Origin of the sequence: Comamonas terrae (assembly GCF_001544075.1) — a bacterium.
Classification (GTDB): Bacteria; Pseudomonadota; Gammaproteobacteria; order Burkholderiales; family Burkholderiaceae_C; genus Comamonas; species Comamonas terrae.
Map to the genome: position 1 here is coordinate 198,218 of NZ_BCNT01000008.1, position 15,246 is coordinate 213,463.

Below are 15,246 nucleotides of genomic sequence, written 5' to 3' on the forward strand. Positions count from 1 at the left end.
GAATTGCGGAGAACACCATGCTGAACGCACAGAACCTGGAACTGACCTTCAACCCCGGCACCCCCATCGAGACGCGTGCGCTGCGCGGCCTGTCGCTGTCCATTCCCGACGGCCAGTTCGTCACCGTCATCGGCTCCAACGGCGCCGGCAAGTCCACCTTCCTCAACTGCGTCTCGGGCGACCAGGGCGTGGACAAGGGCAAGATCGAGATCGCCGGCATCGACATGACGCGCATGCCTGTCTGGGAGCGCTCCAAGCAGGTGGCGCGCGTATTCCAGGACCCCATGGCGGGCACCTGCGAAGACCTGTCCATCGAGGAGAACATGGCGCTGGCCCATGAGCGCGGCAATTTCCGCGGCCTGTCCAAGGCCGTGAAGGCCGCCAACCGCGACCTCTACCGCGAGCGCCTGGCCACGCTGGGCCTGGGCCTGGAAAACCGCCTGACCGACCGCATCGGCCTGCTCTCGGGCGGCCAGCGCCAGGCCGTGAGCCTCCTGATGGCTGCGCTGCAGCCTTCACGCATCCTGCTGCTGGACGAGCACACCGCCGCGCTCGACCCGCGCACGGCCGACTTCGTGCTGCAGCTGACGGCGCGCATCGTCGAGGAAGCCAAGCTCACCACCATGATGGTCACCCACAGCATGCGCCAGGCGCTGGACGTGGGCACGCGCACCGTGATGCTGCACCAGGGCCAGGTCGTGCTGGACGTGAGCGGCGAGGAGCGCGCCCGCATGGACGTGCCCGACCTGCTGCACATGTTCGAGAAGGTGCGCGGCGAAAAACTGGCCGACGATGCGCTGCTGCTGAGCTGACCTCCGGCCCAGGCTCGCAAAAAGTCCGCCACCGGCGGACTTTATTTTTTATAGCTGCCTGCGCTGTATAGATCAATATTTCAAGCTATTTCAGATCCGAAATCATTGACTGACTGGCGTAATAAGCTCACAAATAGATAGCTGACGGCTTCAATCGCCAAGCCGGTTGGGGCTGACGATCTCCCACTTCTGCATGTGCCGGTATACCGTGGCGCGGCTCAGTCCCAGGCTGCGCGCGGCTTCGGTGACGTTCCACCGGTGCTCCTTCAGCACCTGCAGCAAGGCCGTGCGCCCGTCCTGCGCCTCCTGCATCGGTGCCCCCTGCGCGGCAGCAGCCGTCTGGGCTCCGCCCAGGGACAGCATGCGCTCGGGCGGCAGCATGGGCGGCTGGCCGCCATGGATTTCGGCCGGCAGGTGCTCGGGACTGACGGGCTCGCCCCCGCTGAGCGCCATGGCCGTGCGCAGCACGTTCTTGAGCTGCCGGATATTGCCGGGCCAGTCATGGCGCAGCAGCAGGTCGCGCGCGGCCGCGGTGATGGCCACGGCACGGCCGTAGAGCTGCCGGCCGTCCTCGCGCAGCAGGCTGTCGATCAGCGCGTTCTTGTCGGCGCGGTCGCGCAGCGCCGGCAGCTCCAGCGTCACGCTGTTGAGGCGGTAGTACAGGTCGAGCCGGAACTGGCCCTGGGCCACCATCTCGCGCAGGTCGCGGTGCGTGGCGCAGATCAGCTGCACATCGACGGCAATCGGCTGCTCCGACCCCAGCGGCGTGACCTCGCGCTCGGCCAGCACGCGCAGCAGCCGCGTCTGCATGGCCTGCGGCATGTCGCCGATCTCGTCGAGGAACAGCGTGCCGCCGTGGGCCTGGGCGATCTTGCCGCGCGCGCCCTTGGAGCGGGCGCCGGTGAAGGCCCCTTCGCGGTAGCCGAACAGCTCGCTCTCGATCAGGGTCTCGGGAATCGCCGCGCAGTTCACGGCCACGAAGGGCTGGGCCCGGCGCGCGCTGGCCTCGTGCATGGCCTTGGCAAAGGCCTCCTTGCCCGAGCCCGATTCGCCATGCAGCAATATGGCCAGCCCCTTGTCCAGCACGCGCAGCGCCTGCCGCGCATTGGTCTGCATCTGCGGATCCAGCCCGGCAATGGCCTGCAGCGCATCGGCACCGGCCTCGGGCGGAACCTCGCGCCGCGCGGCCGCCGAAGGTGCCGCTGGCGCCGACGGCCTGCGCCGCGGCGGCCGCACCAATGCAAAGCACTGCGTTCCCGTGGCCAGATGGCGCATGGTCAGCGGATAGCCGCCCTGGTGTGCGGCCTGCATCACCTGCTCGAACCGCAGGTCGAACACCTCCTCGATGCAATGGCCCAGGGCGGGCAGCAGCGCACCCTGCTCGCGCAGCGACTGGCTGATGGCCACGATGCGCCCGGCCTCGTCGAGCGCGACCATGCCGTCGGCCGAGACTTCGAGAAAATCGCGCCGCCGCGCGAGCCGGAGCACATGGTGGTGCTCGAACTCGTGCAGGAAATTCGCATCCTCGGCCATGCGCGCTGCGGACCGCACCATCTGCAGCACCAGATGCTGGCTGCGCTTGTCGTCGGGCGACTCGATGGCCGAGGCATCGAGCACGGCCAGCATGCGTCCGTCGGTCCCGAAAATCGGTACGGCGCTGCAGGTCAGCTTCTTGTTCGGAGCGCGGAAATGCTCCTCGTGATGCACGGTGATGGCCCGCTGCTCCAGATTGGCCAGCGCCACCGCGCAAGTGCCCTCCTTCTCTTCGGTCCAGCAACTGCCCAGCCACAGGCCGGCGCGGCGCCAGTCCTGATCGAACAAGGGGTTGTTGATGAAGTCCACCGCCACGCCATGGGTGTCGGTCAGCAGTACCACATAGCCGGCCTCACGGATCTGGCCGAACAACACCTCCATGCCGCTGCGCGCGATGCGCATGAAGCGCTCCATGGGCTCGCGATGGTCCTTGAGAGCGCTGGTGGTCAGCACGCGCGGCGGCTCGCCGCGCCCGGGATCGAGGCGATACAACTCGAACGAGCGCTGGCGCGAGCGCTCGATCATCGAGAAATCCGTCCCCGGGCCTGCCGGCCCGCCTGCCTCTGCGGGCATGTTCGATGCCATCCACTGCATTGTCGTCTCCTGTCGCCGCACTCTTTCAGATGTCGAGCGGGTCGCGCTTGCCATGGGATGGAGGCTGCCGCCTCACACCGGCCATGATAATCGCCTGCTTCGCCGCCGGCATGCGTGAAGCTGGCATTGTTCTTGCATTGAGAAGCAGGCCTGGGTTCCACCCTTCACCATCCCACACAACGGCCTGCATACGATGAATCCGACTCCAGCCGCCTGCCTCGGCATCATTGCCAACCCCTCCTCGGGCCGCGACCTGCGGCGGCTGTTCTCCTGGGGCAGCACCTTTTCCATGGCCGAGAAGATCAATGCCGTGCTGCGGCTGCTGTCCTCGGCCGGTGCGCTGGGCATCCAGGAGGTCTGGCTGATGCCCGACACCTCGGGCCTGGCGCGCGAAGTGCAATCCCGCGCGCAGCAGGCACACCTGCGCCAGCCCAGCATGCCCGAAGTGCGGCTGCTGGAAATGGCCTTGACCGACAGCGCCCGGGACAGCACGCTCGCCGCCGCGCTGATGGCCGAACGCGGCGTGCGCGCCATCGCCGTGCTGGGCGGTGACGGCACCCACCGGGCCGTGGCCCGGGGCAGCGGCGAGGTGCCGCTGGTGACGCTTTCGACCGGCACGAACAATGCCTTTCCCGAGCGCTTCGATGCCACGCTGGCCGGCATGGCCGCTGCGCTGGTGGCCACGGGCCGGGTCGGCGAGGACGTGGGCGTGCGGCGCAACAAGCGGCTGCTGGTGCGCGGCAGGGAGCTGGAGGACGTGGCGCTGATCGACATCGCCGTCTCGCGGCAGGACGCCACCGGTGCCGGCGCGGTGGACTGCGCCCAGGACCTGCAGGAGCTGTTCGTGAGCTTCTGCGAGCCCGGTGTGATCGGGCTGGCATCCATCGCCGCGCTGCTGGAGCCCACCGGCCGCGACTGCACCCATGGCCTGCACCTGCGCATGGCGCCCGGCGCACCCTGCTCCGTGCACGCCCCGCTGATGCCGGGCATGGTGGCCGAGGTGAGCGTGGTCAACCTGGCCCGCCTGCAGCCCGGCGCGCCGGTGGCCATCGCGGCCACCCGGGGAACCTTGGCGCTCGATGGCGAGCGCAGCATCGAGATCGCCGCCCATGCGCCGCTGACGGTGACGCTGGACGGCAACGGCCCGCGCACCATCATGGTCGAAGCGGTGCTGCGGCATGCCGCGGCGGCCAACCGGCTGCACCTGGGCTGAAGCAAACAGGCAGCTCAGCCGCGCCTGGCGTCTCCGTCCACTCCGCCAGCAGTTGCACCAGCGCGGCGGGCTGGTCGGCATGGAGCCAGTGGCCGGCCTCCGGCAGCTCCACGATGCGCGAATGCGGAAACAGCCGCTGGATCGTGTCTTCGTGGCGCGGCGCCACATAGTCCGAGGCCCCGCCGCGCACGAACAACGCGTCGATGGCGCTCGGCGCGCGCTGCAGCCCGGCAGGGAAACCCAGCAGCTGCGGCATGGAGCTGCCTATGCCCAGCCAGTGGATGCGCCAGGCCAATCGCCCGTCGCGCCAGGCCAGGTTCTGCAGCAGCATGGCCCGCAGGCGGGCCGAGGGTACGAAGCGTTCGAGCTGCCGGTCGGCCTCTTCCCGCGAACGGGCGGTGCCCAGGTCCAGCCGCAGCGCAGCGCAGACCAGGGCCGAGAAATGGTCGTGGTAGCGGGCCGGGGCGATGTCGAGCACGGCCAGCGCCTCGGTGCGCCCGGGGTACCGCAGCGCAAAGGCCATGGCCACCTTGCCGCCCATGCTGTGGCCTGCGATGCGGGCCCGCGCAATGCCCCGGGCGTCTAGCAGCTCGCACAGGTCGTCTGCCATGCTCTCGTAGTCCATGGCGTCGGCATGCGGCGACAGGCCGTGGTTGCGCAGGTCCACGGCCAGCACGCGCGTACGGGCCGACAGCGGTGCCGCGATGTGGTGCCACTGCGCGGCGCTGCCGAACAGGCCGTGCAGCAGCACCAGCGGCGCCCCGGCTCCGGCCGCGCGGCCGCCGCCGGTGTAGTTGCGGCAGGACAGCTCCATGCCCTGCCTCCGCTTACAGCTCGCGCCGCTGCATGGCCCCGGCGATGTACTCGGCCTGCCGGATCGCCAGCGCCACGATGGTCAGCGTGGGGTTGGCCGCCGAGCTGGAGGTGAACTGGCTGCCGTCCGAGATGAAGAGATTCTTCACATCGTGCGCCTGGCCCCACTTGTTGACCACGCCGTCGCTGGCCTTGGCGCTCATGCGGTTGGTGCCCATGTTGTGGCTGGCCGGATAGGCCGGCATGTCGATCACCCGCGTGGCGCCCACGGCTTCGGACAGCTTGCGCCATTGCACCAGGCCGTGGGCGGTGATCTTGTCGTCGTTGGCGTGGTAGGTCTTGGTCACGATGGGCACGGGCAGGCCGTACTGGTCCTTTTCCGTGGGGTGCAGCGTGATGGAGTTCTGCTCGCGCGCCAGGTCCTCGCCGCAGACCCAGACGCAGCTCATGTGGTCGTACATCTCCATGGCCGAAGTGAAGTCGCGGCCCCAGCCGCCGGGCTTCATGAACGCCGCCGTGTACGGCAGGTGGATGGCCAGCCCTTCGAGATAGTAGCCGCCGACGAAGCCGCGCCTGGTGTCCAGCGGCACCTCGTCGGCCACCACGGCCGCGATGTCGAAGCCGCGGTACATGTAGACCGGCTTCTTGTGGATGGCCACGGCCGCGGCCGTGGCGTGGTTCATGTAGTTCTTGCCCACCTGGCCCGAGGAGTTGGCCAGGCCGTTGCTGAACATGCTGGAGGCCGAGTTCAGCAGCAGCCGCGGCGACTCGATGGAGTTGCCCGCCACGCAGACCACGCGCGCCTTCTGCAGCTGCTTGCGGCCCTTGCCGTCCACGTAGAGCACGCCGTTGGCGCGGCCCTGCTTGTCGTGCTGGATCTGCAGCACCATGGACTCGGGCCGCAGCTCGACCTTGCCCGTGGCCTGGGCGCGCGGCACCTCGGTGTAGAGCGTGGACCACTTGGCGCCGATCTTGCAGCCCTGCATGCAAAAGCCGATCTGCTGGCAGGCGGGCCGGCCGTCATAGACCTGGCTGTTCGATGCCGCTGGACGCACGATGTTCTTGTAGCCCACCTTGCGCGCGCCGGCCTCGATCACCTTGTAGTGGTTGTTCGGCGGCATGGGCGGCAGGCCGCTGGCCTTGGTGCCGGCCACGCCCATCTTCTTCTCCGCCAGCGCGTAGTAAGGCTCCAGCTCGGCCAGCGTGATCGGCCAGTCAAGCACGTTGGCCCCGTCGATGGCGCCATAGGTGGTCCTGGTGTGGAAGTCATGCTCCTGGAAACGCAGGGCCACGCCGGACCAGTGCACCGTGGAGCCGCCCACGCCCTTGACGATCCAGGCCGGCAGGTTCGGATAGGTCTGGGTGTGGTGCCAGCCGCCGGCCGAGATGCGCTTGTCCAGCCACGAGATCTTGTTGAACATCGCCCATTCGTCGTTCTCGAAGTCGGCCTGCGTGTAGTGCTTGCCCGCCTCCAGAACCACGCACTTGACGCCGCGCTGCGCCAGTTCGTTGGCCAGTGTGCCGCCGCCCGCACCCGAGCCCACGATCACGACGACGCTGTCGTCGTTGAGAGAGAACTTTGCCTGATCGGTCATGATGCTTGTCTCCTTGTCGTTGTGCCAGCGCTCAGAGCCAGTCGATGTCATCGAAGCCCCGGTTCACATAGCCGCCCTTTTCCCAGGACGAACCCTCGTAGCCGAACAGCGGCCACAGCTTCTTGTTGTTGTAGAGGCCCGTGACCAGATCGCCCTGCACCTTCTTGAAGAACGGCGTGGCCTCGATGTCCTTGAGCAGGGCCACGCGCTCGTCCTCGGTCTTCACCTCGGCATAAGGCACGCCGTAGCGCTGTGTGGCACGCTGGTCCAGGTCCTTGACGCCCTCGGTCAGCAGCTTTTTCACGCCCTTGTCCTTCACGGACGCCGCGTCGTACGGAGCCACGGCCTCGACGTAGAAGCTCTCGGCCAGCTTGTCGTGCGGGTAGATGTCGCGCGCCATGCGCACCAGGGTCTTGCCGGTCGCCGCACCCAGGTGGCGAAAGCTCTGCCGGGCCGCCACATCCTTGGCGGCCGCGAGGCTGGCGGCGGGAATGACCGCGATGCCGATGGCTCCCAGGCCGCCGCCGCGCAGAAAACTGCGCCTCTGCAGCGTGGGCCGCTTGTCCAGCACGCGCATGGTGCCGGGGACTGAATCGTCTTTCGGGTGGTTCATCGTCGTCTCCTTCGTGTTGTGATTGCTGTCTCGATGGAATCAATGCGGGTTGGCCGCCGGCCGCGGCCAGGGTTTGAAGTTCATGTTCAGGGGGGACAGGCCTGCGGCTCCAGGGTCGCGGCCAGCACCTGTTCCAGCCGCAAGGCACAGGCATGGGCATCGAAATGCGCAATGGCTTCCCCGGCGCCGATGGTGGTGGCGGCCAGGACCTGGGCATCGGCCGCCGCGCACCCCAGGGCCTCGCCCAGCAGCCGCCACGGCGAAGGCTGCAGCAGCACGCCGCCTACCAGCAGCACGCCGTGGGCGCGGCGCACCTGGGCCAGGCCGGCGATCTTGCGGCCGCCGGCCAGCACCTCCCAGGGCGACAGGCCGCCAAAGCAGGCCCAGTCCACCGCCGTGCGCCGCTCGGCCGGCATGGCGCGCAACACCTCGGGCGCCAGTGCCTGTGCGTCCACGCCGCCCTGCCGCAGCGCCTGGGCCAGGGCCTCGCCCAGCCAGCGGTAGCTGGCCACCAGCCCCTGGCGGGCCAGCGGGTGGTCGGCCGGCAGCGCCACCGACAGGCCCAGCATCCACGGCCCGGTCAGCACTGCGCCGCCGCCGGACTGGCGCAGCAGCACCGGCACGGGGCCAGCCGCCTGCGCCAGCAGCCGGCGCTGCGAGCAGCCGAGCACGATGGCCGGCTCCCGGTAGCGCCAGAGCCTGAAGCTCGGCATGGCCACCGGCTGGGCAAGCTGCTGCTCGTTCCACAGCTGCTCGCGCACGGCCTCGGGCGGCGTCAACGATGGGAGGGGTACAGTCATGGCAGGCCTTACAGCGAATCGGGGGCTTCGAGGTGGCCCTTGACGGCCTGCAGGAACTGAGCGGCCGGGTAGCCGTCGATGGCCCGGTGGTCGAACACCAGGGTCAGCGTCGTCATCGCGGCGATGCCCAGCCTCCCGTCCTGCACCACCGCGCGCTCGCGCACGCTGCTCACGCCCAGGATCCCCACCTGCGGCGCGTTCAGCACCGGCGTGAACCAGTCGATGCCCGTCATGCCCAGGTTGGTGACCGTGAAGGTCGCGCCCTGGTAGGCCTTGGGCGCCAGCTTGCCGGCGCGGGCTCCGGCCGCGAGCTCGCGCGTTTCCTGCGCGAGCTGCGCCACGGCCTTGGTCTCGGCATCGCGGATCACCGGCACCATCAGTCCCTCGTCCAGCGCCACGGCCAGGCCCAGGTGCACGGCGCCCTGGCACTCGATGACGTTGTCCTTGAGCAGCGCGTTCATGCGCGGGTGCCTGGCCAGCGCCAGCGCGGTGGCGCGCAGCACGCAGGCGGTGATGGTGGGCCTGGCCCCGCCCTCCGCCATCGGATGCGTGCGCAGCCAGGCCTGGCAGGCCGAAACATCGACATCCACGCCCATGGCCACGCGCGGCGCCTGCCAGCCCACGGCCATGTTGCGGGCGATGGCGCCGCGCAGGCCCTTGAGCGGAATGCCCGGGACGCTGGCGATACCGGCGCCAGCTTCCGCTGCAACAGTGGTGGCAGCGGTGCTCATGCCAGCGTTCCCAGGCTCTGGCCGGGCTTGAAGGTGCCTTCGGCCGGCACGAGAATGGACTCGACCACGCCATCGGCGGGCGCCAGCACCTCATGGCTGGTCTTGACCACGACCACGCTGGCCAGCGGCTGGCCGGCCTTGACGCTGTCGCCCACCTGCACCAGCCAGTCCTCGACCAGGGCCTCGGTGCCGGGCTCCACGTCCTGCCAGGCGTCTTGCGGAAGAATGATGTCGGTGCTCATGCGTAGGCTCCTTCGAGTTGCGGTGCGGCGACGAGCTGCTGCGCGGCGGCAACGATGGCGTCGACCTGGGGAATGACGAACTGCTCCAGCGGGCGGCTGAAGGGGATGGGCACGTCGGGCACGGCCAGGCGCCGCACCGGCGCCTTGAGGCGCACGCTGTCGAGGTTCTCGGCCACCAGCGCGGCGATCTCGCCCGACAGGCCGAAGCTCAGGTAGTCCTCGTCGGCCACCAGCAGGCGGCCGGTCTTGCGCACCGACCTGAGCACCGCCTCGCGGTCCAGCGGCACGATGGTGCGCAGGTCGATCACCTCGGCGTCTATGCCCGCATCGGCGAGCTTCTGCGCGGCCAGCACGGTCTTCTGCACCATCTGGCTCAGCGTGACGATGGTCAGGTCTGCCCCCTCGCGCACGACCTTGGCCTGGCCGAAGGGAATGGTGTACTGCTCCTCGGGCACCTCGTTGGTGCTGCCCTCGAAGTACGACATCCACGGCAGGCCCATGATGCCCTTGTGGAACAGGAACACCACCGGGTTGTCGTCGCGGATGGCCTGGGTCATCAGGCCCTTGGCGTCGTAGGCGTTGGACGGCACCACCACCTTCATGCCCGGCATGTGGGCGAAGGTGCCGTACAGGCACTGCGAGTGCTGGGCCGCATCGTTGTAGCCGCCGCCGATGCCCGCCATCAACACCATGGGCATCTTGATGTTGCCGCCGGCCATGTAGATGTTCTTGGCCATGTGGTTGTAGATCATGTCCATGCACACGCCGAAGAAGTCGACGAACATGATCTCGGCGATGGGGCGCATGCCCTCGGCCGCCGCGCCGATGGCGGTGCCGATGAAGGCTGTCTCCGAGATCGGCGTGTCCATGATGCGGTCCTTGCCGTGCTTGGCCAGCAGGCCGCCGGTGGCGCCGAAGATGCCGCCGTACTTGCCGATGTCCTCGCCCATCACGAAGACATTGGGGTCGCGCTCGATTTCCTGGCCGATGGCCTCCGACACGGCCTGGGCCATGGTCAATTTGCGGGTTGTCATGCTGGTCTCCGAAGTTCGTGGGGGCGTTAGCAGAAGACGTGCAGCAGCGCGTCCTCGGGCTTGGGGTACGGGCTGCTGCGGCCGTACTCGTAGGCCTCGGCGATGCGCGCGTTGACACGCTGGCGCAGCGCCTGGTCGGCGGCGTCGTCGAGCAGGCCGGCGCGGCGCAGGTGCTCGCCCAGGCGCGGGATCGGGTCGTTCTTGCGCAGCTCGGCCGCCTCGCCCTTGGGGCGGTAGGTCTCGGGGTCGCCCTGGAAGTGGCCCAGGTAGCGGTCGGTCTTGACCTCGATCAGCGTCGGCCCCTCGCCGCGGCGGGCGCGCGCGATGGCCACGCCGGCGGCCTCGTAGACCGCGAGCGCATCGTTCTGGTCCACCAGCACGCCGGGCATGCCGTAGGCGGCGGCGCGGTCGGCGTTCCAGGCCACCGAGGTGGACTCGCTCTTTTCCACCGAGATCGCGTACTTGTTGTCCTCGCAGACGAAGAGCACGGGCAGCTTCCACAGCGCCGCGAGGTTCATCGATTCGTGGAAGGCGCCCTGGTTGGTCGCGCCCTCGCCGAAGAAGGCCACGGCCACCCAGTCCTTGCCGCGCTTCTTGGCGGCCAGGGCCGCGCCGCAGGCCGGCGGCATGCTGGCGCCGATGATGCCGCTGCAGCTGAACTTGTGCGCCGGATCGAACAGATGCATGTGCCCGCCCTTGCCGCGGCCCAGGCCCGTGTCCTTGCCGAACATCTCGGCCGTCATGGGCTTGAGCGGCACGCCCTTGGCAATGGCGAAATGGTGCGGGCGGTGCGAGCCGACCACGGTGTCGTCGTCATGCAGGTGGGCGCATACGCCGACCGCCACGGGCTCCTGCCCGGCCGCCAGGTGCATCTCGCCCGGCACGGGGCCGGAGCCGATGTCGAAGGCCAGGCCTTTCTGGATATGCGGCGGCAGCTTGCCTTCCATGTAGACCCGGGCCATGGTCTCTTCGTATTCCCGGATCTCGATCATCTTCTCGTACATCCACAGCTTGCGCTCGGTGCTTGGATTCATGGTGATGTCTCCGTCTGTCGTTGGGTTGCGGCCCGCCGGATGCACCGGCCGGGCCCTGCATGCACGCCATCGCGTCCACGCAGCCTTCAGCGCAAGCGCTGTGCCAGGCAGAGCCCGAGCCTCGACGAATACGGGTAAATCCCAGGAAATACCGGCATGCAGGCCGGATTACGGCGCACGAACGGCGCTGAAGCGGCCTGATCCGCTGCGCCGCCCGCGCCGGCATGCGACAGCTGCGGCATCCTTGTGCGACACCTGTCGCACAGCGGCTGAAACGCTGCGACAGGTGTCGCAGCCTCCGTCTCAGACCGTGCAGGAGTGCGCGCCCGGCCCGGCCTCGCTCTGGCGGGGCACCCGCATGCGGGCGGCGATTGCCAGCCCCAGCAGCGCCAGCAGGGCCGCGCCCCATTCGGCATGCTGCAGGCCCCGGGCCGTGGCCTCGTCCAGCGCACCTGCCGGCAAAGCCTGCCCGCCTTGCAGCGCCAGCAGCGGTGCCGTGGCCAGCATGACCAGCACGGCCAGGCCCAGGGCGGCGCCCACCTGCTGGGCCGTGGCCGCTATGCCCGAGGCCACGCCCTGCCGGCCGGCGTCTATGCCCTGGCCGGCTAGCACCCACATAGCCGTCCAGCTGGCGCCCTGCCCCACGCTGGCCACCACGAAGCCGGGGACCAGCCACACGTAGCCGCTGCCCAGCGGCAGCGCCCAGGCCGTCCAAGCCAGCCCCAGCGCCCCTGCGGCCCAGCCGCCCATGAGAACGGTGCGGGGCGAGCTGCGCGCCAGCCAGCGCTCGGCCCAGCGTATGCCCACCGTGCACACCGCCGTCGGCAGCAGGAATGCCAGGCCGGCCTGCAAGGGGCTCCAGCCGTATATCTGCTGGAAGTACAGGGCCAGGAAGTAGTACTGCACGCCATAGCTGCTCATGAAGACCATGGTCAGCAGCATGGCCGTGCGCAGGCCGGGCTCGCGCAGCAGAGCCAGCGGCATCAGCGGCGAAGCGGCGCGCGCCTCTATGCGTACGAACAATGCCAGCAGCACCGCCGCCACGGCGAGCGCCAGCAGCACGCGCCAGTTGCCGAAGCCCCACTCGGGCCCTTGCACCAGCGCGGCCACCAGCAGGCTGCTGCCCATAGTCACGCTGATGCAGCCCGCCAGGTCGAAGCCCTGGCCCGGCCCGCCCCGCCCGCCGGTGGCCGGGAGAAAGCGCAAGGCACCGAGCGCGCAGGGCCAGGCCACGGGCACCAGGATCCACAGCACCCAGTTCCAGCCCAGAAGCTGGGTGAGCAGGCCGCCCAGCAGCGCCCCAGCAGCCAGGCCGCCGGCGGATGCCATGCTCCACACGGCAAGGGCCCGGTTGCGCTGCGGCCCGGCGGCATACAGTGTGTTGATCAGCGACAGCGTGGCCGGAAACAGCAGCGCAGCGGCCACGCCCTGGCCGGCCCGCGCCATCACCAGTTGCCAGGAGTGGCCGGCAAACCCTCCGGCCAGCGAAGCCAAGCCGAAAAGCGCCATGCCTGTCACGTACATGCGGCGCCTGCCCAGCAGGTCGGCGCAGCGTCCGCCCAGCAGCAGGCAGCCGCCAAAGGCGACGCTATAGGCGCTGATCACCCACTGCAGCTGCTGCGCACCCATGCCCAGATGCCGGCCCATGGAGTCCAGCGCCACGAAGACGATGGTGGCGTCCAGCGCAATGAGCAGCTGGGACAGGGACAGCAAGGCAAGCGCTGCGCCGGGGTGGCGAAGCGCACCGGCGGCAGGGCCGCCTGAAAGAGAAACCGGGGAGTCCATGGCCAAAGCGTTCCTGAACAGAGACAAATAAAGAAGGGAGGAAAAGAAGGATGGCCATGCTAATTAATGCAATATGAAAGAAAAAAAGCATATTTTTCTTTGACTAATGCAAAAATGCATTAATCAAACTCCACCACTTCATCCATGGACCTCAATGCCCTGCAGGTACTGATCAAGGTTGCCGAGTGCAAAAGCTTTACCCAGGCGGCCAGCCAGCTGGGTACCAGCCAGTCGCGCCTTTCGCGCGCCGTGGCCCAGCTGGAGAAAGACCTGGGCACGCGGCTGCTGCACCGCAATACGCGCAGCGTGTCGCTCACTCCGGATGGCTGCGCGCTCGTGGACCGCAGCGCCCCGCTGATCGCCGGGCTGGACGAGGCCCGCAAGCTCGTCATGGACCGCCGCTGCGAGCCCAGCGGCGTGCTGCGCATGACCGCACCCTCCATGCTGGGACGCATCATGCTCGTGCCGCTGATGGGCGAGCTGATACGCGCGCACCCGCAACTGCAGATAGACGCCTGCCTGACCGACCGGCTGGTGGACATGGTGGAGGAAGGGTTCGATGCGGCCGTGCGCATAGGCCCCTTGTCCGACAGCCGCATGATTGCGCGGGCCCTGCCCCCGCTGCGCTGGGTGACCGTGGCTTCGCCCGGCTATGTGGCGGCCTGCGGCACCCCGCAGGACCTGCAGGCGCTGGCGGACCACCGCTGCCTTTCGGTCTACAACCACTATCTGGGGCGGCGCGTGCCCTGGCAGTTCCTCGGGCCGGACGGACAGTTGCTGGACTGGGCTTCGCCCCAGCACGTGAGCTTTGACAGCGGCGACCCCCTCATCGAGGGCGCGCTGAGCGGCCTGGGCGTCGCCCAGGTCATGGAATTCGCGGTGCGCGAACATCTGGCGGCCGGCAGGCTGGTGCGGCTGCTGCCCCAGCTCGAAGGGCGCAGCCGCGAGCTGTCGCTCGTCTATCCGCGCACCCGCCAGGCCTCGCCCAAGATCAAGGCGCTGGCCCAGGTGCTGCTCGCGCAGACGCGGTGGTAGCGGCGCGGGTGCTCAGGGCTGCAGGGACATGCCGCCGGCAATCATCGTGGGCTGAGCGCTTTTCCTGGCCATGCGTCAGAGATCTTGGATATCAGGCATTGCAAATCTACCGGGCGGTGCAGTCCCCTGAAGCGGTGAACGATGAAAAAACAGGCAGCACGTGCTCGGCGTTCTCAAGGAAGGTCTCATCCAGCGGGCGCAGGTTGCGCCGGAAATGCAGACCCACGTGATCGGCGCCCGCCGCGCGCAGCGCCTGCAACTCGGCGATCAAGGCCTTGTGGCTTGTGGCTGCCGCGAAAACCGAAGCGCCAGCGTTGCAAAGGCACATCGGCGTTTTCGGTCAGACCCAGATGGGTGAAACGGGCGTAAGGCTTGTCACCCGCCACGGCACGTCCCGCATCCACAGCGCGCGAAAGCCAAGCCAGGCGGCGAGTCGGGCCAGCTCGGCATGGCGGCGCAGGTCCGGCTCGCCGGGCAGGCGGCCTGCCTGGCTCCGAGCCTATCCGCCTGCAAATGTCCAGCCATTGTCCAGAAGGGCCTCGATGCCTATGCTGAAGCCGCCTTCGGTCAAGGAAGCCAAAGGAGTCATTTCAAGCGCTCCTCAATCCCACACCGGAGCCAGGCCCTCGGGACTGACTTCGCGGCCGTTGCGCTCCAGCGCGGCGATCAGCGCCATGTCTTCCGCGTCGAGCTTGAGGTCGCGCGCCAGCAGGTTGCTGGCCAGGTTCTCCCGCTTGGTCGAGGACGGAATCACCGCATAGCCCAGCTGCAGCGCCCAGGCCAGCGCCACCTGCACCACCGTGGCGTTGTGCTTGGCGGCGATCCTGGCCAGCACCGGATCCTTGAGCACCTTGCCGTAGGCCAGTGTCATGTAGGAAGTCACCTGAATGCCCTGCTCCTTCAGGAAGGCGGCCAGCCGGCGGTTCTGCAGATAGGGGCTGAGCTCGATCTGGTTGGTGGCGATCTCGCCCTGGCCCACGGCGGCAATGGCCTGGCGGGTCAGTTCGATGTTGAAGTTGGAGATGCCCATCTGGCGCGTCAGGCCCTGGGCCTTGGCCTCGGCCAGGGCTTCCATGTATTCGGACAGCTCCACACCGTTGCCCGGTGCGGGCCAGTGGATCAGGGTCAGGTCCACGTAGTCGGTGCGCAGCTTCTTCAGGCTGTCACGCAGGCTGGGCACCAGCTTGGTCCTGGCGTAGTTGTCGGTCCAGATCTTGGTGGTCACGAAAAGCGCTTCGCGCGCCACGCCGCTTTCGGCAATCGCCTGGCCGACTTCGGCCTCGTTGCCGTAGATCTGGGCCGTATCGACGGCGCGGTAGCCCACGTCCAGCGCGTTGCGCACCGAGTCGATCGCGGTCTGGCCGGTCAGGCGGAAGGTACCGATGCCGAAGCTTGGGATATTGCTCATGGAA

The 15,246-nt window shown here is 68.5% G+C and carries 14 protein-coding genes and 1 pseudogene; 3 read left to right on the top strand and 12 right to left on the bottom strand.

Annotated elements, in window-relative coordinates; genetic code table 11:
* Nucleotides 1-17 precede the first annotated feature (17 nt).
* The gene (locus Cte04_RS13715) at nt 18-812 is read left to right on the top strand and encodes an ABC transporter ATP-binding protein (protein ID WP_066478604.1); all 795 of its coding nucleotides are present in this window, start codon (nt 18-20) and stop codon (nt 810-812) included.
* Nucleotides 813-962: 150 nt separating this feature from the next.
* Here the strand turns inward: Cte04_RS13715 and Cte04_RS13720 are convergent, their stop codons facing one another.
* Nucleotides 963-2,918 carry a sigma-54-dependent Fis family transcriptional regulator gene (locus Cte04_RS13720; protein ID WP_066478822.1) on the bottom strand — a complete coding sequence of 652 codons (1,956 nt, stop codon included), beginning with the start codon at nt 2,916-2,918 and terminating at the stop codon, nt 963-965.
* A gap of 214 nt (nt 2,919-3,132) precedes the next feature.
* Between Cte04_RS13720 and Cte04_RS13725 the strand changes: the two genes are divergently transcribed.
* Nucleotides 3,133-4,152 carry an NAD(+)/NADH kinase gene (locus tag Cte04_RS13725; RefSeq protein WP_066478618.1) on the top strand — a complete coding sequence of 340 codons (1,020 nt, stop codon included), beginning with the start codon at nt 3,133-3,135 and terminating at the stop codon, nt 4,150-4,152.
* Here the strand turns inward: Cte04_RS13725 and Cte04_RS13730 are convergent.
* From Cte04_RS13730 to Cte04_RS13770, 9 genes are all read right to left on the bottom strand, one after another.
* Complete coding sequence (locus Cte04_RS13730; RefSeq protein ID WP_083526662.1) at nt 4,094-4,966, bottom strand: alpha/beta fold hydrolase; 873 nt, start codon at nt 4,964-4,966, stop codon at nt 4,094-4,096. The genes Cte04_RS13725 and Cte04_RS13730 overlap by 59 nt on opposite strands.
* Before the next feature lie 13 nt (nt 4,967-4,979).
* Nucleotides 4,980-6,560, bottom strand: a complete 1,581-nt coding sequence (locus tag Cte04_RS13735; protein ID WP_066478623.1) for a GMC family oxidoreductase — start codon at nt 6,558-6,560, stop codon at nt 4,980-4,982.
* A 31-nt stretch (nt 6,561-6,591) separates the two neighbouring features.
* Entirely contained in the window at nt 6,592-7,173 is a 582-nt protein-coding gene (locus Cte04_RS13740; protein WP_083526663.1) for a Twin-arginine translocation pathway signal, read from the bottom strand.
* A gap of 86 nt (nt 7,174-7,259) precedes the next feature.
* Nucleotides 7,260-7,973 (bottom strand): lipoate--protein ligase family protein, encoded by a 714-nt coding sequence (locus Cte04_RS13745; protein WP_066478635.1) that lies wholly within the window; start codon nt 7,971-7,973, stop codon nt 7,260-7,262.
* Nucleotides 7,974-7,981: 8 nt separating this feature from the next.
* A complete protein-coding gene (locus Cte04_RS13750; protein ID WP_066478644.1) occupies nt 7,982-8,704 on the bottom strand; it encodes a dihydrolipoamide acetyltransferase family protein in 723 nt (240 codons plus the stop codon).
* Complete coding sequence (locus tag Cte04_RS13755; protein ID WP_066478651.1) at nt 8,701-8,946, bottom strand: lipoyl domain-containing protein; 246 nt, start codon at nt 8,944-8,946, stop codon at nt 8,701-8,703. The genes Cte04_RS13750 and Cte04_RS13755 overlap by 4 nt, the downstream gene beginning before the upstream one ends.
* Nucleotides 8,943-9,980, bottom strand: a complete 1,038-nt coding sequence (locus Cte04_RS13760) for an alpha-ketoacid dehydrogenase subunit beta (RefSeq protein WP_066478652.1) — start codon at nt 9,978-9,980, stop codon at nt 8,943-8,945. Before Cte04_RS13760 ends, Cte04_RS13755 begins: the two co-directional genes overlap by 4 nt.
* Nucleotides 9,981-10,006: 26 nt before the next feature.
* A complete protein-coding gene (locus Cte04_RS13765) occupies nt 10,007-11,014 on the bottom strand; it encodes a thiamine pyrophosphate-dependent dehydrogenase E1 component subunit alpha (RefSeq protein WP_066478657.1) in 1,008 nt (335 codons plus the stop codon).
* Nucleotides 11,015-11,317: 303 nt separating this feature from the next.
* On the bottom strand, nt 11,318-12,799 hold the full coding sequence (locus Cte04_RS13770; RefSeq protein WP_066478826.1) for an MFS transporter: 1,482 nt from the start codon (nt 12,797-12,799) through the stop codon (nt 11,318-11,320).
* A gap of 144 nt (nt 12,800-12,943) precedes the next feature.
* On the opposite strand from Cte04_RS13770, the gene Cte04_RS13775 reads away from it, so the two are divergent.
* Nucleotides 12,944-13,834 (top strand): LysR family transcriptional regulator, encoded by an 891-nt coding sequence (locus tag Cte04_RS13775; RefSeq protein ID WP_066478659.1) that lies wholly within the window; start codon nt 12,944-12,946, stop codon nt 13,832-13,834.
* A gap of 106 nt (nt 13,835-13,940) precedes the next feature.
* Here Cte04_RS13775 and Cte04_RS13780 read toward each other — a convergent pair.
* Nucleotides 13,941-14,423 (bottom strand): annotated as a pseudogene (locus tag Cte04_RS13780) (hypothetical protein).
* A 12-nt stretch (nt 14,424-14,435) separates the two neighbouring features.
* Nucleotides 14,436-15,242: a 2,5-didehydrogluconate reductase DkgB gene (gene dkgB, locus Cte04_RS13785; RefSeq protein ID WP_066478664.1), complete on the bottom strand. Its 807-nt coding sequence runs from the start codon at nt 15,240-15,242 to the stop codon at nt 14,436-14,438.
* Nucleotides 15,243-15,246: the final 4 nt, after the last annotated feature.